Raw genomic sequence first — 22,096 nt, 5'->3', positions numbered from 1 at the left:
GCAGACCAGAGTCGATGTGCTTCAATCCACCACGCACTTGCCAAAATCTTTGAGCGCTTTCAGCACGCGGTGCTGAGCGACTCGGGCCGCGCCGAGCGTCATGCCCAACTCGGCGGCAACTTGCGCGGCGGGCTGCTCTTGTAGCACAATCCGCCGAAAAGCCGTCACGCTCTTCTCGCTAAAACGCTCCTCGAGCACGCCGAGCAGACGCTGCAGCACGTGGCGATTGTGCTCGTCTTCCCAAGACGTGGCGAGCGGGGTGCGCTCGTCCTCGAGCTGGGCGGCCAGCAGTTCAACGTTGGGGCCCGCATAGTCAGCCGAGCGGGATGCCCGCCGGCGCCACAGCCGTCGCATGCGGTTGGCGGTCACTTGGCGGAGCCAGTTGCGGAAGGCTCCTGGCCGACCGTTGTGGTCAAAGCCGCCGATCTCGCGGAAGACGGTCTCCAGCACCTCTTGGCGGATGTCCTCGGCGTCGGCGTCGATGACCCCTTGTTGCCGGAGCCAGCCCTCGATCAGTCCGTCGTAAACCAGCAAAAACTCACGCCAAGAATCGCCGCTCTCCGTGTCACGGATCCGGTCGAGCAGGGTGAGTCGCGTCTTGCCGTTCAACGGAAACAAGCCTCTGGGAAGGTACCCAAGGCGGGTGGTGTGCACGCTAACGGATGGCACTGGCGATCCGATTAAGACCCAGAAAGGCGATCGAGCCCCGGAATTCTCCACAAAAAAATTTCGGGTAGGCGTAATCAATACCCATTCCGCGTGCTTTCACTATGAAAATAATAGCGGGCAACCGAATTGTAGCGGGTAGCCGTATGGCGAACGCTTCGGTTCCCCCTTTTCGGTGGAAAAAGAGAGTGGGTACCTCCATGTACAGCGAAACCCCCCTGAACAACACATTGCCACCGGCGACGCCAGCAACGGTCTGCGTCATTGACGCCGACCCTTCCGATCGCGATAGAATCGTCGGCTTGGCGACGCAACTCGGGCATCAATCGCGCGCCTTCTCCAACTTCGACGAGTACTTTGCAGCTGGTTTAACGCCTTCCTTGGGTTGCTTGGTCTTCGATGCTTCTCAGTCTAGTGCTGAGGCACCGCAGCACTTGAAGCTGTTCAAATCCCGCAACGCGACGATCCCCGTGATCGCGTTGGTGAATCCGTCGAGTGTCTCGGAAGTCCTACGATTGTTGGAATCGGGGGCCACCTCCGCTCTCGAGAAGCCGGTTGCTAACGACAGTCTTTCGCAGGTGATCGCGCGGGCTATCGACGACTGCCGCCGCCGGCACGCCCTGCGCGAACGGTACCGCGGCCTGCTTGCCCAGGTCTCCCAGCTTTCGGACCGCGAGCATCAGGTGCTCCAGCAGATCGCGGCGGGTCACCTCAACAAGGTGATCGCCGGGTCGCTTGAAGTCTCGGTCCGCACGGTCGAGAGCGACCGGGCCCGGGTCGTGGAAAAGCTCGGCTCGCAAACAACTGGTGAGGCGGTTGCCAAGTACGCTCAGTATCAAGTGCTGACCGACTTGGGCTTCGATGCGGACTCGACCACCGAAGGGCCGATCGGATCGTGCTAGCCGCCAAGTTGAAGGCTTCTGAGCCGCTCGAACAACTACGACGATCTCCGCCGTAGCATGAAACCGCTCAGCAGCAACGCGGCCGCACACGGTTCAGGCACAGCGACCGCCGCGCCAAGACGGGTCGTACCAAAGTTAAAGACCCAAGAACTGTAGTCCGACGCGGTGTAGACGCGGTCCAGACCGTCACGCCAGGCCGTGTAGTCTGCCAGATCGACGCGGTCATCCAGGTTGAAGTCGCCCGCCAGGTTGGCGAGCCCGGTGACACGGGCGGGAGGGGCGGCGTCGATATGTAAGTGGTTGAGATGGCCGTTGCTGGTGTCGAGAAAGACGGAGGTTCCCGGCCGGGCGGCGAGGATGCCGTTACGGATGTCGGAGTTGGACGTGATAAAGCGGGCGACCCGGCCGGTGTCTGCCTCGCCTGCGAGGCCCGCGTCGAGGTACGCAACCGCGGTGTCGATCACGCCTTGTTCGGCCGCGTTGACAACACCGTTGCCCAGCACCTGCGAGGGATAATCGACGTGAATGTCGATATCCATGCCGGCGCGGTGGGTGCTGTGGAACGCGCTGGAATCGTAACCGTCGAGGGTCGACATGCCGTTCATCAGCTGCGTGATGCCGGTGCGCGACTTCGCCAGGGCAGAGCCTTGGGTGAACAACTCGATCGACCAACTGGTGCCGAAGCGTTCAATCTGAGGCGTGAGGCCCGTGCGGCCGCCGCCGCCCGGATCGAAGCTTGGCAGGATGTCGAAGTCGCCGATCATGCTGCTCACGCTGAACGCGGGCGGATAGCTCTGCGGGTCGGGATCAACCAGCTCGTCCCAGGTGGGGGCGTTGGCGGCGTTCAGCCAGCCGGCGGTGTTCGGTCCGACGATGCCATCGACGCTGTTCTGCGTCGCGTTGACGCTCGTGCCGCTGATGAACGCAGCCTGGAAGGTCCTCACCGCGGCATCGGTGTTGGTCCCGAAGAGGCCGTCAACGGTAGGCAAGAGTTGAAAAGCGTTTTGGCGAAAACCCAGATACCGAAGCCGATGCTGCTGCTGCGCGACATTCAGCCGATTGGGTGCCGAGCTGTCGGACTCGCCCGCTTGCTGCACCGAGCCGGTCCCCGCGCCGGTGTGGCCCGGAACCACGTTGACGGCAAAGGTCATCGGCACGCCGTTGACGTTGAGGCTTCCCTCTAGCCGGCCCTGAAAGCCGCGCGATGCCGGATCGGTGTCGCCCAACGGAGCGGTGTTGCGGGCGGGGTCGGCGAAGACCCACAGCCGACCGTCCGAGGCGAACGCGCCTTGCTGCAGGTCGGTGCTCGTGAGAGTCGTGTGTCCGGTAAACGATCCGCCGAGCGTGAGTGTCGAATAGCTTGCCCCCGTGGGGGTGCCCGGCAACGCGCCGAAGTTTAGCTCGATGGCGTCTCCCGACCGGCCGTAAAACTCGAAGTCGGCGGCACCGGCAAGCGAGGCTGCTAGCGGTGCCACCACACCGAAAAAGAGACAGCGGGCAGCAGCGGAAAGTGAGAAATTTCGCACGGTGCTTCTTGCGGGGGTAGAAGGCGTGAGGGGCCAGCGGGAATGACACGGCGGCTTCTGACACCTGTAGCTTAATCGATGCGGCCCGATGAGGCGTTCGCGAGGGCGCAGCTAAACAGCGCTATCGGCGCAGAGATCGGATTCCCGTTACGGTTCGCGCACGGGCTTCCCGGCACAATAAAGGGGGCCCGCGGTTCCCCCACGCCCCCCGCCAACCGCTTTGCCGATCGCGCACAAGCCCGCCGAAAAACTGCCCGCCGAGCCTTCGGCGGTGGAGTCGATGCTTGATCGACCGATTGCCCAAGGGGTGCGATTCATCGTTCAGAGCGTCGCTCTGTGGCCTCTCGGGCTCGTGCTACCCCAGCGGCTAGGCCGACAGGCCGTAACGGCAGACGACGCGCTCCCGCCCCCGTTCGCTTGGCTGGTGCTAACCCTGTTTGTCGCGGGTCTCACGCTGCGGCTGTTCTTTGCCATCGACGCGACACCGCTTTCCGAGGCGGCATCGCTCTACGCCGATCTCCGCGACGCATTGGCGAATGTCTCGCTAATGTACGCGACCATGTTGACCGCTCCGTGCGTGCTGCTGACGGCCGGTGCCGCGTGGCTACTGAGTCGGGTGCTGGGCTCAAAGGTCCCGGTCGATCATGACCCAATCGTCCGCGCTGCCTGCTACGCCATCGGTTGGCAAGCGGGTTTAGTGACCGTGCTGTTCTCGGCCGCGATCGTCGCCCAGCTCACCGGCTACGAACCCACCGGTCAATCGAACGGGCTTTTTAATCAGGCATTGATAGTTGGCGTTTCGGTGGCGCTGCTGTGGGGGGCGTTGATCCTTGCTCCGGCAATCGCGCAGCAGATACGCCCCCAGACCGCTGCCGCAGAGATGTTCGGTTGGATTGCGGGCTTGGTGTGGATGGTCCCGGTCGCAACGCTCACGCTTTTGCTGTTAGGGCAGAGCGTTGATCTCCGCGCGGCGGCCGATCGTGCCGAGGCTCGTCAGGCACGCGCGTGGTTTGGCGAACTCGATATCGACGTACTCTCGGCCACACCGATCCCCGCCACCAAGACGCCGCCACGCCTTCAGCTGACCGTGGCTTACACCAGCCGCTCATCAGCTTTGCTCGTCGTGCCGAGGGTCACCGAACTTTTGCCAGAGCGGGCGGGGCCGCAGCTGAGAGTGATCGATTCATCTCTCGATTACTTGCCGGACCGGGCATTGTTGATCGAGCCGGGGGAGACCCGTGTGGCGGAGTATACGATTGAGCCGACAGGCGATGTGTCGGCTCAGGAGCGGTCCCCCCTCGGAAGCGTGAGCATGGGTAGCACCGCTTACCTTACCCCGTTTTACCGACGCGAGGCGGATGGCGGTTTTATCGATGGGCGCGCAAAGCTATGGGCACCGCGCCGGTTGAACGACGTGGTGACAGGTCTGCCGCTTCAATCCGCCAACGCCTCGGCGGCCGACTCATCGACGAGCGGTGGCCAAGGCCTGCGTTGAGTTTAGCGCTAGGATTGAGCGCCGCCCGCCATCGCCTTTTTGATCAGGCCGACGATCAGCGTTAGGATCGCTCCGCCGCCGGCACCGGCACCGATGTCGCCGCCGTAGCTCGCGCCAGAGAGCAGCTCTTGCAAGGCCGGGATCAGCTGGGCCAGCTGAGCACCACCGGCACCACCCACCGCACCGAGCACGGTGGCCAGGATCTTCCCGACGGGCAGATTCTTGAGCAGCGCACCGACGACATTGCCGCCCGCAGCGCCACTGATGAGCTGGATCAGAAGAGGAAGCAAAGCGGTCATCGGATTTGTTCTCGGTGCTGGGGGGAAGAGTCGTAGCCGCTCGGCCACGAGGACCGAGATCGCCGCCAGGCGAATCGACCTGCGTATGTTAGCGTCTTGTTCCGCTGGCGATAGCAGATTTTACGGCTCGGCAGGCCCCTGCGAAGCATGCGCGGAGAACTCCTAACAGCTGAAACGGCGGCAAGCCGCTAGGCCGGCGGCCCCCGCCACCAACAGCAAGCCGCTCGGCTCGGGCACCGGCTGGATCGTGAACGATTGAAACGACTCGGTGAAGATCGTCGCTTCCGGGTAGAGCGCACGGACGTTCGCGGCCTCTTGCTCTAACTGCCCGGCGCGGAGATGGGTGGCAAAGATGTGTCGGGGTGCCACCTGGTCGAGAATCACCTGACGGTTGGCTGAGGTGAGCAAGGTGTTAAAGGTGGGAATCACCACGCCATCGATGCCTCTGCTGGGAAAGTCGAATGCCGCAAAGTTCTCGGGGATGTAATCGACGTCGCCCAGATGAAGCAGCTTCACCCCGCCCATCGTGACGAGGTACGTGTAATCCTGTACGCGCGAGAAGTCGTTGCCGAACTGATCGAAGTGCTCCATGTGGAAGATTTCGATCTCGATCCCCGGCGATGTCACGGTAGACGATCCGTTCTGAAACGGGACATCGATCGTAACCACCGACGTCACATCGGCGACCGAGCCCCGCGCCTGCGGGGAAAGAATGAACTGCGTTTCGGGGCTGTTGCCCGAAAACACCCGGACCGCCTGGGCGTTAAAGTGGTCCGGGTGATTGTGCGTTGTGAGCGACCAGCGGACGTTGTCAAACGGCGACTCGGCACGGAGCAGCGCGGTGCGCCCTGCCGTGGGGAGCCGGGTCCAGAAGGGGTCGGTGTGGGTGAACAGCGAGTCGATCAGCACCGAGTCTCCGCCGGCCGAGAGCATGACGCCGTTATTGCCGACAAAGGTGACCTCCATCTGGGCCGGAGCGGGGCTCGCCAATGCGGTGAGGAGGGCCAATGGCAGCAAGAGTGCAACCGCTTTCATAGGAGGGGTGTTAAAGAGGGCAGTTGGCATAAGGAATCTCGCTAAGGAGGAAAGAGAGGAGACTAGGCGATCGACTTCACGAGCCGACGCCCGGCGAATTTTCTACCCGCCATTCCACGCCAACGCTGACTCAAAGCCAGCGCCAACACAGGAAGCGGCGGGGGCGATCCCGCTGACGTTCAAAGACGGTCTTGTCCGGCAAGCGAGCGAAGGCGGTTGCTTGCCGCGTACTTTTTCTTTCGCAGCGCAGCCGATCAGAACGTCAGCAAGTATCGGGCTTAGCAGCATAACCGACTGCCACCGCGCTCCGCCGCGCTGTTGGTGAGTTACCACACCGTAAGGCGTGCCGACCGCCCGTTTTTGTGCAAGCGATAAAGCGGCGGACTTTCGCCGGCGAGACCCAGGCCACGTTTGCCGGTCCGGGCGTTCACTCTTCGTCTTGGCGCAGGCTCGCCAACACGCTGTAGTCCTCGAGCGTGGTGGTATCGCCAACGGCCTCGCGACCGGCGGCGATATCGCGCAACAGACGCCGCATGATCTTACCGCTGCGGGTCTTGGGGAGGGTGTTGGTGAAGCGGATGTCGTCCGGCTGCGCGAGGGCCCCAATCTCCTTGCGGACGTGCAGCTTGAGCTCTTTGCGCAGCTCCTCTGACGGCTCGCAGCCCTTGACGGTCACGAACACCGCCACGGCTTCGCCCTTCAGCTCGTGGGGCCGACCAACCGCTGCGGCTTCGGCCACGGCCGGGTGGCTCACCAGGGCCGATTCGATTTCGATCGTGCTCAGGCGATGGCCCGAGACGTTCAGCACGTCGTCGATGCGGCCCATGATCCAGTAGTAACCGTCGCGATCGCAGCGGGCGTTGTCGCCGGCGAGGTACATGCCCTTCACCTTCGACCAATAGACTTCTTGGTAGCGTTCTTTGTCGCCCCAGATGCCCCGAAGCATGCCGGGCCAGGGGTGAGCGATGGTGAGCATGCCGCCCTGATCGGGACCGCACTCGGTGCCGTCTTCGGCGATGATCTTGGGGATCACGCCTGGCAAAGGCTTGGTGCAGCTACCGGGCTTGGTGGCGATCGCCCCCGGCAGCGGAGACATCATCACGCCGCCCGTCTCGGTCTGCCACCACGTGTCGACGATCGGGCAGCGTTCGCCACCGATCTTGGTGTGGTACCACATCCACGCTTGCGGGTTGATGCCCTCGCCGACGGTTCCCAGCACCCGTAGCGAGCTGAGGTCGTGCTTCTCAACGTGCTCATCACCCCACTTGATAAAAGCGCGGATGGCGGTCGGAGCCGTATAGAACAGCGTGACTTTGTACCGTTCGATGATCTCCCAGAAACGTGCTTCGTCGGGGTGGTTGGGCGCGCCTTCGTACATGACACACGTTGCGCCCGCGCTGAGCGGGCCGTAGGTGATGTAGCTGTGGCCGGTGATCCAGCCGCAGTCGGCCGTACACCAATAGACATCGTCCGCGCGGTGATCGAAGACCCACTGAAAGGTTTTCTTGGCCCACAGGTTGTAGCCGGCGGTGGTGTGCAAGATGCCTTTCGGCTTGCCGGTCGAACCGCTGGTGTAGAGGATGAACAGCGGGGCTTCGCTGTCGAGCGGCGTGGCGGGGCACTCTTCCGAAGCGTCTCGCATCAGGTCGTGCCACCAATGGTCGCGGCCCGGTTGCCAGTGGACGGCCTCGTTCACGCGATCGAGCACGATGCAGTGTTTGACGGTGCTGCTCTTCTTGAGTGCTTCATCGACCGTTTGCTTGAGCGGCAGCGCTTTGCCCCGGCGCCAACCGGCGTCGGCCGTGATGATCGCGACTGCCTGGGCGTCGTTATTGCGTTCGGCGATCGCCTCGGCGCTGAAGCCCGCAAAGATCACCGAGTGGACCGCTCCGATGCGCGCGCAGCCGAGCATCGCAACAACCAGCTCGGGGGTCATCGGCATGTAGATCGAGACGCGGTCGCCTGCCTCGACGCCGAGCGATCTCAGAGCGTTGGCAAACTTGCACACCTGCTTGTGCAGGTCGGCATAGCTGAGCTTGCGTGTGTCGCCCGGTTCGCCCTCCCACAGGATCGCCGTGCGGTCGCCGTGGCCTTCGTCGAGGTGCTTGTCGAGACAGTTGTACGAGGCGTTGGTCTTACCCCCCACAAACCACTCGGCGTACGGCTCGTTCCAACGCAGCGTTTGGGTGAAGGGTTCGAACCAGTGCAGCTCTTCGCGGCCGACGCGTTCCCAGTACGCCTCGGGATCGGCGGCAACCTCGTTCCAGAGCTTTTCGTAAGCTTCGAACGAAGCGATCCGCGCCTGCGCGGCGAACTCGGCCGGGGGCGGGAAAAGCCGCTCCTCGTGCATGACGGTGTCGATGGCACCAGAGCGATTGGATGCGTCGGCCATAGTTCGTCGTTACGCGCCCTTGCTCCGTACGGCAACGGTTCGGGGCTGGGTTGGCGAAAGGAAAAGAGGGTTAAGCAATCAACAGAGATGAGCCGCAAGACTAGCGAGTGTAGCCGCCCCGGTGGCGTCACGCCAACACACCGCGGCGTGAGCTATTAGCGCTAACGCGCAGCGGTCCACACGCTCGACCGTTTGATAGGCGGGTCTACCGGGCCGCTCGGAGACGGCCCCGTACCGGCAATCGATTAGCAGATATCGGTCCGCCCGCCGACTCTTCGGGCAGCACCAGCCAAATGCGGGCACTCCAGGGTGCCTAGGGCGGGCAACCGATCGGCTGCGTCAGCGGCGTCCTGTGTGCCGGGGCTGCGTCGGCTGCAATTCGATCTGATCCGTCGGTGGCGACGTTTTGCCTTCACTCCACGCCGTGGAACTTCGCGATGAGGTCCCACGCTTCTGCGGGGGTCTCGGCGTAACTGATCAGGTCCAGGTGATCGTCGGCGATCACGCCCTCGTCCGCGAGCGCCTGGAAATTGATCACCGAGTCCCAATACTCCTTGCCGTACAAGATGATCGGGATCGCCTGCATACGGCCGGTCTGCCGCAGGCACAGGCAGTTGAAGAGCTCGTCGAGCGTGCCGAATCCACCAGGGAAGACCACCAGCGCCGCGGCGCGCAAGATGAAGTGGAACTTCCGCATCGCGAAGTAGTGGAACTGGAAGCACAGCTCGGGGGTGATGTAGGGGTTGGGCTCCTGCTCGTGCGGCAGCTCGATGTTCAGGCCGATGCTCTTGGCACCGATCTCAAACGCGCCCCGGTTGCCCGCCTCCATCACACCCGGCCCGCCTCCGGTGGTGACCACGAAAGCGCATTTGCCATCGATCTGGCAGCGGCCCGAGACAAGCTTCGCGAACTCTCGGCACTCGTTGTAGAAGCGCGACTTCTTCAGCCGAGTCTTGGCACGCACGACGTTGCGTTGGACCCGGAAGTCGTCGGGATTGGCTGCCAGTTCGGCGTTCGCTTCGGCGAGCTTCTGCTCAGCCTCATCGCGCGGCACGATCTGCGTGCCGCCAAAGACCACCACGGTGCTCTCGACCCCCGCGCGGCGGAGCAGCACTTCGGTCTTTTGCAGTTCGAGCTGCATCCGCACGGGCCGCATCGACGAGTCGCGGAGCCACTCGGTGTCTTTCTCCGCCAGGGTGTAGGTAGGCGAGTTGATGATCGCGAGGCGATTGGCCTCGACCTCGGGCGGCAGCTCAGGACGTCGCGCGTCGAGCGAGAAGTCGGGGGCGACGTCCATGGGCTCGGGAGGAACCTGAGCGGCGGGACCGATGAACTTCGAAGGTTTGTTCCGCATGGGGCTAGTAGAGGGTCCTGTCGATTGGTGCGCCGGAGCGTTACGGATTCCGATCCGAAGAATCGCGGCTTCTAGTCTTGCCTTTCCCCTCTTCCTTGAGGAGGTGGGGCTAGGGGAGCAGGTGAAATGGGTACCCGGAACCGGCCCCCTCTCCCTCTGAAGCGGGAGGGGAAGTCGGCTGTGACTCGCACAACGTGATCGGAGTGAAAGCCGTATTCAAGGCACGTTGCGTGTTGGGGGGGGCGGGAGTCTGGCCTATTCTTCCGAAGGTGCCTAGAGCGCCTTAGGCAAGCTCGACCCGATCGTTCATCGCGGGCACAGTCACGTCCCAGCCGCGCTCGCTACGCAGCGTGTCGGCTAGCGCGGCAGCGCTGTCCGGCTCGCCGTGGGTGAGAAACGTTTGTTTCGGCGCTTGCTTGAGGTGCCCCAGCCAGCGCAAGAGGCCGCTGCGGTCGGCGTGGCCCGACAAGCCGGGTACTTCCTCGATCGCGGCGTTGACGGCAATCTCTTGCCCGTGCATACGGATCGACTTGGCACCCTCCTTGAGGTCGCGCCCGCGCGTGCCGACCGCCATGTAGCCGCCCAGGATGACGGTCGTTCGCTTGTCGGGCAGGCGACGCTTCAGGTGGTGCACGATTCGGCCGGCGGTCATCATGCCGCTCGAACTCAGAATGATCGCGGGTCCTTCGATATGGTTGAGCGCCTTCGACTCGTCGGCGCTGCGGCACAGGTGCACCGCTGGGCCGGCGAGCACGGGGCGGTCACCGATCTCGCAACCGCTCGTGCCGCACAGTTCCGCCTCAACCAGATCATGCTCTTCGCAGTGCTGTCGATAAATCTTCGTCGCGTCGACGCTCATCGGGCTGTCGAGGTAGATCGGCAAGTCGGGGATGCGGCCCGCGCACTTGAGCACTTGCAACAGATAGATCAGTTGCTGCGCCCGGCCCACGGCGAACGAGGCCATGAGCATCACGCCGCCCCGCGCGATGCCCCGCTGGATCACCTCCGCAAGACCCTCGGTCAGATCCTTGTCGGGATGGTCGCGGTTGCCGTAGGTGCTCTCACAGATCAGGTAGTCGCACGGCGGAGGCGGTGCCGGATCGTGGTACAGCGGGCCGTCGTAGCGGCCCAGGTCGCCCGAGAAGAGCACCCGCTTGCCCTCAGCGGTAACCGTGATCGCGGTCGAACCGAGCAGGTGACCGGCGTCTTGCCACTCGGCCTCGATGCCCGGCGCAACCGTGTACGACTTGCCGCGCGAGATGGGCTTGAACAGCTTGAGGGTCTCCAGCACGTCGGGGCCCCGATACAGCGGCAGCGCGGGCTTGTGCTTGCTGAAGCCTTTCTTGTTGGCGTACTCGGCGTCGGCTTCTTGGATTTTGGCCGAGTCGAGGAGAATGATCTGCGCCAGCTCGGCGGTTGCCGGCGTGCAGTAGATGGGCCCCTGATAGCCTTCCTTCACGATCCGCGGCAGGTAGCCGACGTGATCCAGGTGGGCGTGCGTGAGCAGCACGGCGTCGATCTTGCCGACTTTGAACGGCGTGCCGGCCCAGTTCAGCTCGCGGAGCGACTTCAGGCCTTGGAACAAGCCGCAATCGACCAGCACCCGCGCGTCGGACGTTTCGAGGAGGTACTTGCTGCCGGTGACCGTGCCGGCAGCGCCGTGGAACGAAAGGTGCATCGATACCAGAGGGGCGTCAGAGGGAAGCGGTCGAAAGAGGCCCGCAGCAAGGGAGTTGCCGGGCGGCGCACCCTACCGCGAGAGGCCCAAGGTAACCAGCCTAGTCGCCGCTCTCGCTACAGCCAGGGTGAAGCAATCCCGACCGCGACAAACAGCAGGGCGAAGGCGACTTCCCACAGCCAGTAGCGGATCGGGATCGGCCCTCGGCAGTAGTGGCACCGCCCGCCGAGCAGCGGCCAGCCCAGCAGCGGCAGGTTTTGCCACCACGCCAGCGGATGGCGGCACAGCGGGCATCTTGAGCCCTGGACGACGATATCTTCGCCATGCGGCCGCCGCAGCGCGACGACATTCAGAAAGCTGCCAAAGCACCCCCCCACCGCCGCCAGCCACAGCACGATCGCCCACCAGGGCCCTGTTTCGAGCAGATAGGGCGTCCGCTCGACGCCGTCAAAGAGGGGAAGAAACCACTTATCCATGCCTCGGAGCGTACGGGGCGGGCTCGGCGAAGTAAATCAGCGGCGGGGAGTCGTGCAAGAAAGGGGGTTATCAAAGTCGGTGCAGGTTTGCGCCTCGATAGGCGGACCGCTCAGGGTGGCGGAGAGTATCCCCCGACTCAATGACCCCGAGCAAAAGCGGATCGCCCCCGTCAGGCTTCACACCCGTCAGGCTTTCGCATCCGCATTCAAAAGAGCCCTGCCAGGGGGCCGCCGCTTGCGGCCATGGCTTCGATCTTTGCTGACACCGCCGGGTCTTCTTCCATCACCGGCGCGTGGTGCGGTTTGGTGCGCGCGTCGATTACCAGCGGGCCTTGGCATGCCCAGTGCTTGCGGCGCGTGTAGGGCTTAACGCCCCAGATGTCGGCGGCGGGGTTGGCCTTGGTGAAGGTGGTCCATAGCCAGTTGTTGATCCGCCCGGTTGATTCCGCGCCGTGTGGCGTCGCGACAAAAGCGGGATCGTCCACCACCACGATCATCCGAAACGCGCACAGTGGGTGCTCCAGCGACAGCCCCCGGCAGAGCCGTTCGATGTCGGCCGGCGCGCGTGAATGGGCGGCGGCGAGCCCCGCGGCTTCGATCGCTTCGCCCGCAGCGTCGCCGCGGCGGGCGGCGTCGTAGTTAAACGTGGGATTCGGCAGCCGCGGCCCGCGCACCGCGACCACGCCCGGCATGACGACCCGCGCAGCGGCGAAGCCCTCGGGCAGAGGAGCCATCGTCGCGGGAAGTGCGGTAGCCAGGTCGAACCGCGGCGGACCGGCGGCGGCGATCACCACCTTCGAGCCCGCGTTGATCGTGTCGCCCGAGTAGTCGAGCGTGTCGATCGTGGTTTGTGTGTGAAAGTGCAGGTCACGGGTCCAGTCGGCGCGCCGCAGTACCTCGGCAAAGAAGGGGCGGATGGCGTGCAGGTCGTGCTCGGCGGACGGCTTGTCGGGCCAACAGCCCGCGTCGGCAATGAACAGGAACTTGGCGAGCGACAGTTGTCCTTGGCCGAGAATCGCGCACGCCTGGGTGAGGATCTCCGCCGGGCGATCGGTCTTGTAGAACGGCATGTAGCGCTCGCTGCCCAGGGCCAGCAGCAGCGGATGCACGCCGGCGGCATCGACGGCGTTCACGCCCACCACGCCCGGCAGCACTGTGGGGATCACCGGGCCCGTGAGGTCGTGGATCAGCTCGCCGAAGGCGGTGTCCTCTTGCGGCGGCCGGCCCACAACGGTGAACGCCCAGATCGGATCGGGCCGATGGTAGACATGGTCGATCCGCAGCACGGGGAACGGATGCTCCAACGAGTAGTAGCCCAGGTGATCGCCAAACGGTCCTTCGCGCTTCATGGCGGGCAGACCGCGTGCGCCCTCCGGGCCGGGCACGACCGTGCCGCACAGGGTGAAGTCCGCTTCGGCGTAGACGGGCAAACTGTCGGGTCGACGGATCATGCGGATCCGCCGCCCCGCGAGCGCTCCGGCAAAGGTTAGCTCGCTCATCCCCTCCGGCAGTGGCATGACGGCCGCAAGGTTCATCGCCGGCGAGCCACCGACGAACACGTTCACCCGAAAGGGTTGGCCCGCCCGCATCGCTGCGGCCTGATGCACACCGATCGAGCGATGCAACTGATAGTGCAGTCCCACTTCGCGATCCGCCTTGTAATCGTTGCCAGCGAGCTGGATGCGGTACATGCCCAGGTTGCTCTTCATGAGCCCCGGCGCGTGGGGGTCTTCCGTATACACCTGCGGCAGCGTGACGAAGGGGCCGCCGTCGCGCGGCCAGCTCACCAGGTGGGGCAGCGCGCTGAGCGTGGTTTCTTGCCGAACCGCGGGGCCCGAACGCACCGACTTGGGCAGCATCGTCAGCGCTGCCAGTGGAGCCGTGGCGTAGCGCAGCGGAGAGCGCAGCGCGCGCGTCGGATCGATCTTCAGCTCGATCAGCCGCTGCACCGCATCGTAGGTGTGGCGGAACATGAATCGGGAACGGTCGAGCGTGCCGAACAGGTTGCTCACCATCGGGAAGCGGCAGCCGACGACGCTGGTAAAGAGCAGCGCCGGCCCGCCGGCCTGAAAGACGCGCCGATGGATCGCGGCGGCTTCGAGATAGGCGTCGATCGGCGCGTCGATCCGCCGCAGCCGCCCGTGCTGCTCTAAATCGTTGACGCTATCGCGAAGGGAGCGGGGAGCCATCAAGCCAAATCGGGATGCAAGAATCGGTAAGAAAACGGGCCGCTTCACAGGGAACCGTAAAACGAGCGGCCCGGACAACGTATCGCCCCCCCCCCACGCCCGGCGTGGCGGAGCGGGGGGGCAGCGGCGAAGTTACCGCAGCTTCCGCTGCAGCTTCATCCCCTGCTCGCCGTGGTGCGTCAGCAGCAGGGCTCCGACCGCGGCGAACTCGGCGAACAGATCGAAGATCACCCCTTCTTCGCCCGGCCAGGGATAAGCGAATACCACGTCCAGATCGTCGGGATCCAGGCCAAGCTGCTCGTAGGCATTCGTGCCATCGGTGCGGAGCCACGTTACCTCGCGGTCGAGCTCGGCGGCGTGTTCGTCCAGGCAGTCGTCAGCGTCTTCGGGAAGAAAGCTGCCGAAGATGAACTCGGCCTCGATGCCGTGGTCTTCGGCAAGGGCCTCGGCGAGTTCGACGAGGTCTTCTTCGATCTCGATCCCGATGGCGTCGAACCCGTGCAGGCTTGCGAGGCAGGTGACCACGCCGGCTCCGCTTCCCCACTCGCAGAATCGACCCCCCGTGGCGAGGTTCTGTTGGACCAGCAAGCCGATCACATGGTGCGCCATGACAAAGTCACAGGGCACAAAGCCGGGGAGCGGGCTGTTGCGCCGATCCTGATAGAAGCGTTCGATCCGCTCATCGGCGTCGTCGAGCAGTTCGCGCACCCGACGCGGGAGAGGTGTCTCCGGAACCTCCAACGGCACGGTGACCAAGCGTGGCATGGTGAGGAAGCGAGTCGGCGTGAGGGGACCATAGCAAGCCGTATTGGAACAGCTATGCCGCGCCGAGCAAATCGGGATTTGTGATTCCCCGCGTTAACTTTGGGGCTTCGAGCGCCCGCGGCGTGCCTAAACGCGCACCGACCAGCCCCGCCGCCACATGGCCCACAGCACCAGCCACCACACCGCCACAAAGCCCAGCGCGTAAGCCAATGAGGCCAGCTTCGGGTCGGCCAGGCCGATCGCGTTCAGGGGGCCTGTCACGAGATGGGCGTAGATCCCGTCCTTGAGCGTTACTTCGCCGAACTTCATGAGAGTCAACAGGCGGGCGAAGAACCCCGACGCGACAAAGACAAAGATCGCGTTGACACCGACCATTTGAAACGCCGTGGCGACGGCGGCGAGGCGGTTTGATCCTTTGCCGACGACGTCAAAGGTGAACAAACACAGGGCGAGGGTGACGATCGCCAAGCCGCCGCTTAGCAGGACGAAGCTTGGTGTCCAGAGCGCTTTGTTGATGGGCATGCCCCACGGGCTAGGAACCGCGTGCCACGCCTGCCCGAGAGCCGCCAGCCCCACGCCGGCCAGCAGCAGCTGCGTAACCATCGTCCTGCTGGCGGGCTTGCCCTTGATGGCGCACCCCACAGCGTAGCCCAGCAGCGTGGTGACGATTGCCGGCAGGGTGCTCAGCAGCCCTTCGGGGTCGGTCGGGTTGGTGGTGGCTTGCGTCCACATGTGCTGCGGGCCGATCACAGCCCGATCGACCGCGCGGACAACATTCGAAGCCGCTGCAAGCCGCTCGGTCGGCGGCACGTCGGCCGGAAAGCTTCTCAGCAGCCCCGCGTAAACCAGCAGCAATCCGAGCGCGACGACCATCTGCCCCCGTTTGCCCAAGAGCAGCACGACGAGCGACGCTCCCAGGTAAGCCAGCCCGATGCGCTGCAGCACGCCCGGCCAGCGGAGCGTCGCGAGGTCCCACGATTCGAGCGTGCCCATAAAGAACTGCAGGATCCGGCCCGAGCCCGCCAGCATCAGCCCCAGCAAGATCAGCAGCAGCACGCGACGCACGATGCGCCACCACACAGCACCGGTCGGAGTCCCTTCGCCCGTGGTGTACTTGGCGAAGCTGTAGGCCATCGCCACGCCCACCATGAACAAGAAGAAGGGGAAGATCAGATCGGTCGGTGTCCAGCCGTGCCAGGCGGCGTGGCCCAGCGGCCAGTACATGGCCCCCCACGAGCCCGGGTTGTTCACCAGGATCATGGCCAGGATCGTCAGGCCCCGCATCACGTCCAACGAGAGCAGGCGGTCTGGTTTGGTGACGGCGTCGGGGGGCATACGGAGGAGACCTTTTCGCGGAACGCCCGCGGACGGGAGCGGGTGCCGAGGAGCATAGCGGGCGGGGACTGCCCGCTGTGGACGATTGCCATTAATGTAATGGGGCACCTTGCAGCGTTTCGCCCCTCTATTTCCCGTCCTTTTTTCTCACTCTCTCATGGCTTCTTCGATCCGCGTCGGGCTGATTGGCAACCGATTCATGGGCAAAGCCCACTCGAACGCCTACGTGAAGGTCGGCAAGTTCTTTGACTTGTCCCTCCCTTCGGAGATGAAAGCGGTTTGCGGGCTCGATCAGAACGAGGTCGATGCCTTCGCCAAGCGCTTCGGGTGGGAACGCGGCGAGGTGGACTGGGAGAAGCTCGTTGCGGCAGACGATATCGACCTGGTTGATGTTTGCACGCCCGGCGACACCCACGCTCCGATCGCCATCGCCGCCGCCAAGGCGGGCAAACACGTCTTCTGCGAGAAGCCGCTCGCGAACAGTCTGGAAGACGCCAAGCAGATGCTCGCCGCGGCGCGCGCCGCGAAGGTTCGGCACATGGTCAACTTCTGCTACCGGCGGGCTCCCGCGGTTTCGCTTGCCAAGCAGATGATCGCCGACGGCGCGATCGGCGAGGTCCGCCAGTACCGGGCCACCTATCTCCAAGATTGGCTTGCCGACCCCTGCGCTCCGATGAGCTGGCGGCTGGTGAAGAAAGTGGCCGGCTCCGGTGCCCACGGCGACTTGAACGCCCACGCGATCGATCTGGCTCGCTACCTGACCGGCGACGAGATCACCGAGGTGGTCGGCGAACTGAAGACCTTCGTCAAAGAACGCCCCTGGCCCGATGGATCCGGATCGGGCGTTGGTGCCAGCACGGCCGAGACCGGCAAGAAGGGAATGGGCGAGGTCACGGTCGATGACGCCGCGATCTTCCTGGCCCGTTTCGCCGGGGGTGCCATCGGCACCTTCGAGGCGACTCGCATGGCAACCGGTCGGAAAAACTACAACCGCTTCGAGATCAGCGGCAGCCGCGGTTCGCTCGCCTGGAACTTTGAGGACATGAACGTCCTTGAGTACTACTCGGCAGACGATCCGGCCGATCGCCGCGGATTCCGGCAGATTCTCGCCACCGAAGCGGTCCATCCGTACGTTAGCGCGTGGTGGCCACCGGGGCACATTCTGGGCTACGAGCACGGATTCGTGAACGGTGTTTACGACTTGCTGCAAGCGATCGCCAGCGGTGGCGAGGTGACGCCCGACTTTAGGGATGGGGCCCAGTGTGTGGCGGTGCTCGACGCGGTCGTTGCTTCAACCGAGAGCGGTTCGTGGCAGAAGGTGGAGCATGTTGATTAGCGAGCGGGCCGTCGCCCCGCTTCGGTAGCGAAGGCCGCGCTCAGCAACTACCCTCAAAATGTCCTAGGCCAAGGAACGGTTCCGCGGTCATTCGGCCAATAAGGCGGGAGATGGTGATGACAGGGAAGGGCCTGTGGCGCGGTGGCATCTTGCTGCCGCTTTTCTTGTGGGGATGCGGCGGTACAGCGGACCGCCCAGGTAACACCGGGGGACCTCCGGCACCCAAAGTGACGGTCGCCAACCCGTTGGTGAAGCAGGCGCTTGACTGGGATTCCTACACCGGCCGACTAGCGGCGATCGAAGAGGTTAGCGTTCAGTCCCGCGTGAGCGGCTACCTGATCTCGCACCACTTCCAAGAAGGACAGCTGGTCGAGCGCGGACAGTTGCTGTTTGTGATCGATCCGCGGCCCTACGAGGCGGCCCTCGCGCAGGCCACTGCCACTGCCGACGAGGCAACGGCGGTGCGCAGCCAGGCCGAATCTCAGGTGCGTCAGGCCGAAGCCAAGAAGCAGCAGTCGCTGGCACAGCTCGAGCTAGCCGAAGCCCAGGCGCGGCGCGCCCGGCCGCTGGTTCCCAGCGGAGCGATTAGCGAGGACGAGTACGACGTTCTCGTCAGTGCGGTCCGTCAATCGCAAGCGGATCAGTACGCCGCTGACGCCGAGATCGAGTCAGCCCGAGCCGCCGTAACCGCCGCCGAGGCGGCGATTGCGACAGCTGAAGCCGCGGTGCGAGCCGCGCAGCTGGATCGGGAATACTGCCAGATCCTGGCCCCCATCAGCGGACGTATCGGGCGTCGGCAGGTGACGGAGGGGAACCTGATCGCGGGCGGTTTGGGGGCCGCGACGCTCACAACGATTGTCTCGATCGACCCGATCCACGCCGATCTGGACGCCAACGAGAAAGCGCTCATGAAGTACATCCGCTTGGATCGGTCCGAGCAACGCACCAGTTCACGTGAGGCCAAAACCCCTGTCTACATGGCGCTCGTGGACGAAGACGACTACCCTCATCAGGGGTACATCGACTTCGTGAACAACCGGGTCGATCGCGCGACCGGCACGATCCGCGCCCGAGCGATCTTCCCCAATCCGGACGACATCCTCACGCCGGGTTTGTTTGTTCGCATTCAGGTCCCCGGCGGGGCACCCTACAACGCGGTGCTGATCCCCGACGAAGCGATCGCCACCGACCAAGCCAGTAAATTTGTGTTTGTGGTTGGCGACGACGGCCTGGCGAAGGTTCGGCCGATCAAACCCGGACGGATGATCCGCGGTCTGCGCGCCGTGCTGGAGGGGCTCCGTCCCGAAGATCGCGTGGTGATCAACGGCATGCAGCGTTGCCGCCCGGGAGCGCCGGTCGAGTCCGTTCCGGGTGAGATCCCGCTGGGCCCCGATGACGGCTTGCCAGACTCTTATGTGCCGGTTCCGCCCGAGCAGTGGTTGCAAAAGCCGGTTAACGCGGCTGCCGTGCAAGGGGCCCCCCAATGAAGTTCGCGCACTTCTTTGTCGATCGCCCGATTTTCGCCACGGTCTTATCGATCGTGGTGATGATCGTGGGCGCGATCAGCTACTACGTTCTGCCGGTTGCGCAGTACCCGGAGATCGCGCTGCCGACGGTGGTGGTCACGGCGAGTTACCCGGGTGCCACGCCGCAGACGATCGCCGAGACCGTCGCGACACCGCTCGAACAAGAGATCAACGGTGTTGAGGAGATGCTCTACCTGCGGTCGCAATCGACCCCCGACGGCGCGATGCAGCTGACCATCACCTTTAAGCTGGGGACCGATGTCGATCAGGCCCAGGTGCTCGTCCAGAACCGGGTTTCGGTCGCTCTGCCGAGACTGCCCGAAGAAGTGCGTCAGGTGGGCGTTACCACCAAGAAGTCCTCGCCCGAGATGCTGATGGTGGTCCACCTGATCTCGCCCGATGCCTCGCTCGATCAGCTCTATATCGCCAACTATGCCTACCTGCAGATCCGCGACACGCTGGCGCGCCTGGGCGGGGTTGGTGATCTGACCGTGTTTGGTGCGACCGAGTACAGCATGCGCGTCTGGCTGGACGTTGACCGGCTGGCTTCGCTTGACCTGACAGCGGGCGATGTGATCGGTGCCTTGCGCGAGCAGAACGTGCAGGTTGCTGCCGGCAAGCTGGGGCAGCCCCCGATGGACGACCCGACCAGCTTTCAGCTGCTCATATCGAGCCAGGGTAGGTTACGCACCGCCGAAGAGTTCGGCGATATCGTCGTCAAACGGGGCGAAGACGGGCGGCTCACCCGCGTGAGCGACGTTGCCCGTGTTGAACTGGGGGCCCAGGACTATTCGGTCAACAGCTATCTGGATGGCAAGAACGCCATTGCGCTGATTGTTTTCCAGAGGCCCGGCACGAACAGCGTTGCGACCGCACAAGAGGTCGTCGCAACCATGGACGAGCTGCGCAAAGACTTCCCCGCGGGGCTTGACTACGAAATTGTTTACAACCCGACCGAGTTTGTCGAAGAGTCGATCAACGAAGTCTTCCGCACGCTGCTCGAAGCCGGCGCGCTGGTGGTGCTGACCGTGTTTATCTTCTTGCAGCGCTGGCAGGCGACGCTGATTCCTGTGGTGGCGATCCCCATTTCGCTCGTGGGGACGTTCGCCGTGATGAACGGGATCGGGTTCAGCCTCAACAATCTGTCGTTGTTTGGTCTGGTGCTCGCGATCGGGGTGGTGGTGGATGACGCGATCGTTGTGGTCGAGAACGTGGAACGCCTGATCGCCAAAGGGCTGACCCCCAAGCAAGCGACCAAAGAGGCGATGACCGAGGTCGGATCCGCGCTCATTGCTACGTCGCTCGTGTTGGTGGCGGTATTCGTGCCGACCGCGTTTATGGGAGGCATCAGCGGCCAGTTCTATCAGCAGTTCGCGATCACGATCGCCGCCGCGACCGTTTTCAGCACGTTCGTCTCGCTAACGCTGACGCCGGCGATGTGTGGCTTGCTGCTCCAGCCACACGATGCCAAGCCCGGCCTGCTGACGCGCGCCATGGATCTGATCTTCGGTTGGTTTTTTCGCCCGTTTAACGCGGTATTCGACTGGCTGACGGGGATCTACGCGGGAACGGTACGCAGCGCCGTGCGGGTCGGCTTGCTCGTGTTGATCCTCTACGGCGGATTGCTCGTCGGCACGAAGTTCGCTTTCGATGCGGTCCCCACCGGGTTCATTCCCGAGCAGGATCAGGGTTATCTGATCGTCACGGCACAGCTTCCCGACAGCGCGTCGCTTGCGCGGACGGACGCGGTTGTGCGCCGTGTGAGTGAGATCGCCGAGCAAACGCCGGGCGTTGCGCACTCGGTCGGTTTCGCCGGCTTCTCCGGCGCGACGAACGTCAACAGTCCGAACACGGGGACGTGCTTCGTGACGCTCTCCGATGCGCGCGAGCGCGCGAAGTCGGGACTGTTGATAAACGCTGTGCAGACCGACTTGCAGCAGCGCTTCGCCGAGGTTCAGGAGGCGAGCGTGCAAGTGATCGCGCCGCCCTCGGTGCGCGGCATCGGGTCGGCCGGCGGCGTGAAGCTCTATGTTCAGGACCGTGGCGGACGCGGCTATCAGGCGCTCGGTGCCGCCGCGGAGGGCCTGATTGGCGCTGCCTTTGGTCAGCTCGGACCGCAGTCGGGATTGGCGTTTGCCTACTCGTTTTATCGGGCCAATACGCCCCAGCTGTACATCGACATCGATCGCACCAAAGCCCAGCAGCTCGACGTGCCTCTCGGCAACGTGTTTGAAACCCTACAGGTATACCTTGGCTCGCTGTACGTGAACGACTTCAACGATCTGGGGCGCACCTATCGAGTTACCGCGCAGTCCGAAGCCGAGTTCCGCGACGATGTCGAAGACATCTATCGGCTCCGCACCCGCAGCGCGAGCGGTGCCAGCGTGCCGCTCGGCACGCTCGTTGAGGTGCGCGATCGGGTGGGGCCTGACCGTGTCGAGCGCTACAACCTTTTTCCCGCGGCCGACGTGACCGGAGTCTCGTTGCCGGGGACCAGTTCCGGGCAGGCGATGGACTCGCTGGAACGGCTTGCCGAACAGACCTTGCCGCAGGGATTTAGCTACGCGTGGACCGACTTGGCCTATCAAGAGCAGCTTGCGGGCAACACGGCATTGTACATCTTCCCGCTGTGCGTGGTGTTCGTCTTCTTAACACTCGCCGCGCAGTACGAAAGCTGGATCTTGCCATTGGCGGTCGTGCTTATCGTGCCGCTGTGCTTGCTATTCGCGATCGGCGGCGTGTGGTTCCGCGGGATGGACAACAATGTGCTCACGCAGATCGGCTTTGTGGTGTTGATCGCGCTGGCGTGCAAGAACGCGATCCTCATTGTTGAGTTCGCCAAAACGCTCGAAGACGAGGGGATGAGCCGTTACGACGCGGCCGTCGAGGCCTGTCGGCTGCGGCTGCGGGCCATCTTGATGACCGCCTTCTCGTTTATCCTGGGCGTGATCCCGCTGCTGATCGCCACCGGTGCCGGCTCGGAGATGCGACGCGCACTGGGCACCGCCGTCTTTAGCGGCATGCTGGGGGTTACCGTGCTCGGGCTGTTTCTGACGCCGGTCTTTTATGTGCTGCTGCGCGGCGCGGCAGCCCGCAAAGAGTAACCGTGACGCGACGGGGGC

At 64.1% G+C, this 22,096-nt stretch carries 16 protein-coding genes; 5 read left to right on the top strand and 11 right to left on the bottom strand.

The genetic code is table 11. From position 1 onward, the window contains the following. Positions 1-21: 21 nt before the first annotated feature. Positions 22-609, bottom strand: coding sequence for an RNA polymerase sigma factor (locus Pla111_RS08975; RefSeq protein ID WP_197524884.1), 588 nt, complete (start codon positions 607-609; stop codon positions 22-24). Between the two features lie 257 nt (positions 610-866). Between Pla111_RS08975 and Pla111_RS08970 the strand changes: the two genes are divergently transcribed. Further along, complete coding sequence (locus Pla111_RS08970) at positions 867-1,568, top strand: response regulator transcription factor (RefSeq protein WP_197524883.1); 702 nt, start codon at positions 867-869, stop codon at positions 1,566-1,568. 35 nt (positions 1,569-1,603) lie between these two features. Here the strand turns inward: Pla111_RS08970 and Pla111_RS08965 are convergent, their stop codons facing one another. Beyond that, the gene (locus Pla111_RS08965) at positions 1,604-3,094 is read right to left on the bottom strand and encodes a peptidoglycan-binding domain-containing protein (RefSeq protein ID WP_146573474.1); all 1,491 of its coding nucleotides are present in this window, start codon (positions 3,092-3,094) and stop codon (positions 1,604-1,606) included. A gap of 220 nt (positions 3,095-3,314) precedes the next feature. On the opposite strand from Pla111_RS08965, the gene Pla111_RS08960 reads away from it, so the two are divergent. Then, complete coding sequence (locus tag Pla111_RS08960) at positions 3,315-4,589, top strand: hypothetical protein (protein WP_146573472.1); 1,275 nt, start codon at positions 3,315-3,317, stop codon at positions 4,587-4,589. Between the two features lie 8 nt (positions 4,590-4,597). Here the strand turns inward: Pla111_RS08960 and Pla111_RS08955 are convergent, their stop codons facing one another. From Pla111_RS08955 to Pla111_RS08915, 9 genes are all read right to left on the bottom strand, one after another. After that, a complete protein-coding gene (locus Pla111_RS08955; RefSeq protein WP_146573471.1) occupies positions 4,598-4,888 on the bottom strand; it encodes a hypothetical protein in 291 nt (96 codons plus the stop codon). A 162-nt stretch (positions 4,889-5,050) separates the two neighbouring features. Beyond that, positions 5,051-5,923 (bottom strand): MBL fold metallo-hydrolase, encoded by an 873-nt coding sequence (locus Pla111_RS08950; protein ID WP_197524882.1) that lies wholly within the window; start codon positions 5,921-5,923, stop codon positions 5,051-5,053. Positions 5,924-6,350: 427 nt separating this feature from the next. Continuing rightward, a complete protein-coding gene (gene acs / locus Pla111_RS08945) occupies positions 6,351-8,315 on the bottom strand; it encodes an acetate--CoA ligase (RefSeq protein ID WP_146573467.1) in 1,965 nt (654 codons plus the stop codon). Positions 8,316-8,727: 412 nt separating this feature from the next. Beyond that, positions 8,728-9,669 carry an LOG family protein gene (locus Pla111_RS08940; protein ID WP_231930866.1) on the bottom strand — a complete coding sequence of 314 codons (942 nt, stop codon included), beginning with the start codon at positions 9,667-9,669 and terminating at the stop codon, positions 8,728-8,730. Positions 9,670-9,952: 283 nt separating this feature from the next. After that, positions 9,953-11,347, bottom strand: coding sequence for an MBL fold metallo-hydrolase RNA specificity domain-containing protein (locus Pla111_RS08935; RefSeq protein ID WP_146573465.1), 1,395 nt, complete (start codon positions 11,345-11,347; stop codon positions 9,953-9,955). A gap of 116 nt (positions 11,348-11,463) precedes the next feature. Continuing rightward, on the bottom strand, positions 11,464-11,823 hold the full coding sequence (locus tag Pla111_RS08930) for a prepilin peptidase (protein ID WP_146573463.1): 360 nt from the start codon (positions 11,821-11,823) through the stop codon (positions 11,464-11,466). A gap of 206 nt (positions 11,824-12,029) precedes the next feature. Further along, positions 12,030-14,012 (bottom strand): UbiD family decarboxylase, encoded by a 1,983-nt coding sequence (locus tag Pla111_RS08925; protein WP_146573461.1) that lies wholly within the window; start codon positions 14,010-14,012, stop codon positions 12,030-12,032. A gap of 132 nt (positions 14,013-14,144) precedes the next feature. Beyond that, positions 14,145-14,777, bottom strand: coding sequence for a hypothetical protein (locus Pla111_RS17200; protein ID WP_197524881.1), 633 nt, complete (start codon positions 14,775-14,777; stop codon positions 14,145-14,147). A gap of 126 nt (positions 14,778-14,903) precedes the next feature. Then, the gene (locus Pla111_RS08915) at positions 14,904-16,112 is read right to left on the bottom strand and encodes an acyltransferase family protein (RefSeq protein ID WP_146573457.1); all 1,209 of its coding nucleotides are present in this window, start codon (positions 16,110-16,112) and stop codon (positions 14,904-14,906) included. Positions 16,113-16,269: 157 nt separating this feature from the next. Here Pla111_RS08915 and Pla111_RS08910 point away from each other — a divergent pair, with 157 nt between their 5' ends. From Pla111_RS08910 to Pla111_RS08900, 3 genes are all read left to right on the top strand, one after another. After that, on the top strand, positions 16,270-17,448 hold the full coding sequence (locus tag Pla111_RS08910; RefSeq protein ID WP_146573455.1) for a Gfo/Idh/MocA family protein: 1,179 nt from the start codon (positions 16,270-16,272) through the stop codon (positions 17,446-17,448). Positions 17,449-17,564: 116 nt separating this feature from the next. Then, the gene (locus Pla111_RS08905; RefSeq protein ID WP_197524880.1) at positions 17,565-18,935 is read left to right on the top strand and encodes an efflux RND transporter periplasmic adaptor subunit; all 1,371 of its coding nucleotides are present in this window, start codon (positions 17,565-17,567) and stop codon (positions 18,933-18,935) included. Beyond that, positions 18,932-22,078 carry an efflux RND transporter permease subunit gene (locus Pla111_RS08900; protein ID WP_146573451.1) on the top strand — a complete coding sequence of 1,049 codons (3,147 nt, stop codon included), beginning with the start codon at positions 18,932-18,934 and terminating at the stop codon, positions 22,076-22,078. Before Pla111_RS08905 ends, Pla111_RS08900 begins: the two co-directional genes overlap by 4 nt. Positions 22,079-22,096 lie beyond the last annotated feature (18 nt).

The organism is Botrimarina hoheduenensis (assembly GCF_007859815.1).
Taxonomy (GTDB): domain Bacteria; phylum Planctomycetota; class Planctomycetia; order Pirellulales; family Lacipirellulaceae; genus Botrimarina; species Botrimarina hoheduenensis.
This window is presented reverse-complemented; position numbering and strand designations above follow the sequence as displayed.

Excerpts from the sequence above, each read along its gene's own strand:
- Pla111_RS08970 (WP_197524883.1), top strand. The coding sequence starts at position 867 with ATGTACAGCGAAACCCCCCTGAACAACACATTGCCACCGGCGACGCCA.
- Pla111_RS08955 (WP_146573471.1), bottom strand. The coding sequence starts at position 4,888 with ATGACCGCTTTGCTTCCTCTTCTGATCCAGCTCATCAGTGGCGCTGCG.
- Pla111_RS08950 (WP_197524882.1), bottom strand. The coding sequence starts at position 5,923 with ATGAAAGCGGTTGCACTCTTGCTGCCATTGGCCCTCCTCACCGCATTG.
- acs (WP_146573467.1), bottom strand. The coding sequence starts at position 8,315 with ATGGCCGACGCATCCAATCGCTCTGGTGCCATCGACACCGTCATGCAC.
- Pla111_RS08940 (WP_231930866.1), bottom strand. The coding sequence starts at position 9,669 with ATGCGGAACAAACCTTCGAAGTTCATCGGTCCCGCCGCTCAGGTTCCT.
- Pla111_RS08935 (WP_146573465.1), bottom strand. The coding sequence starts at position 11,347 with ATGCACCTTTCGTTCCACGGCGCTGCCGGCACGGTCACCGGCAGCAAG.
- Pla111_RS08930 (WP_146573463.1), bottom strand. The coding sequence starts at position 11,823 with ATGGATAAGTGGTTTCTTCCCCTCTTTGACGGCGTCGAGCGGACGCCC.
- Pla111_RS08925 (WP_146573461.1), bottom strand. The coding sequence starts at position 14,012 with ATGGCTCCCCGCTCCCTTCGCGATAGCGTCAACGATTTAGAGCAGCAC.
- Pla111_RS17200 (WP_197524881.1), bottom strand. The coding sequence starts at position 14,777 with ATGCCACGCTTGGTCACCGTGCCGTTGGAGGTTCCGGAGACACCTCTC.
- Pla111_RS08915 (WP_146573457.1), bottom strand. The coding sequence starts at position 16,112 with ATGCCCCCCGACGCCGTCACCAAACCAGACCGCCTGCTCTCGTTGGAC.
- Pla111_RS08910 (WP_146573455.1), top strand. The coding sequence starts at position 16,270 with ATGGCTTCTTCGATCCGCGTCGGGCTGATTGGCAACCGATTCATGGGC.
- Pla111_RS08905 (WP_197524880.1), top strand. The coding sequence starts at position 17,565 with ATGACAGGGAAGGGCCTGTGGCGCGGTGGCATCTTGCTGCCGCTTTTC.
- Pla111_RS08900 (WP_146573451.1), top strand. The coding sequence starts at position 18,932 with ATGAAGTTCGCGCACTTCTTTGTCGATCGCCCGATTTTCGCCACGGTC.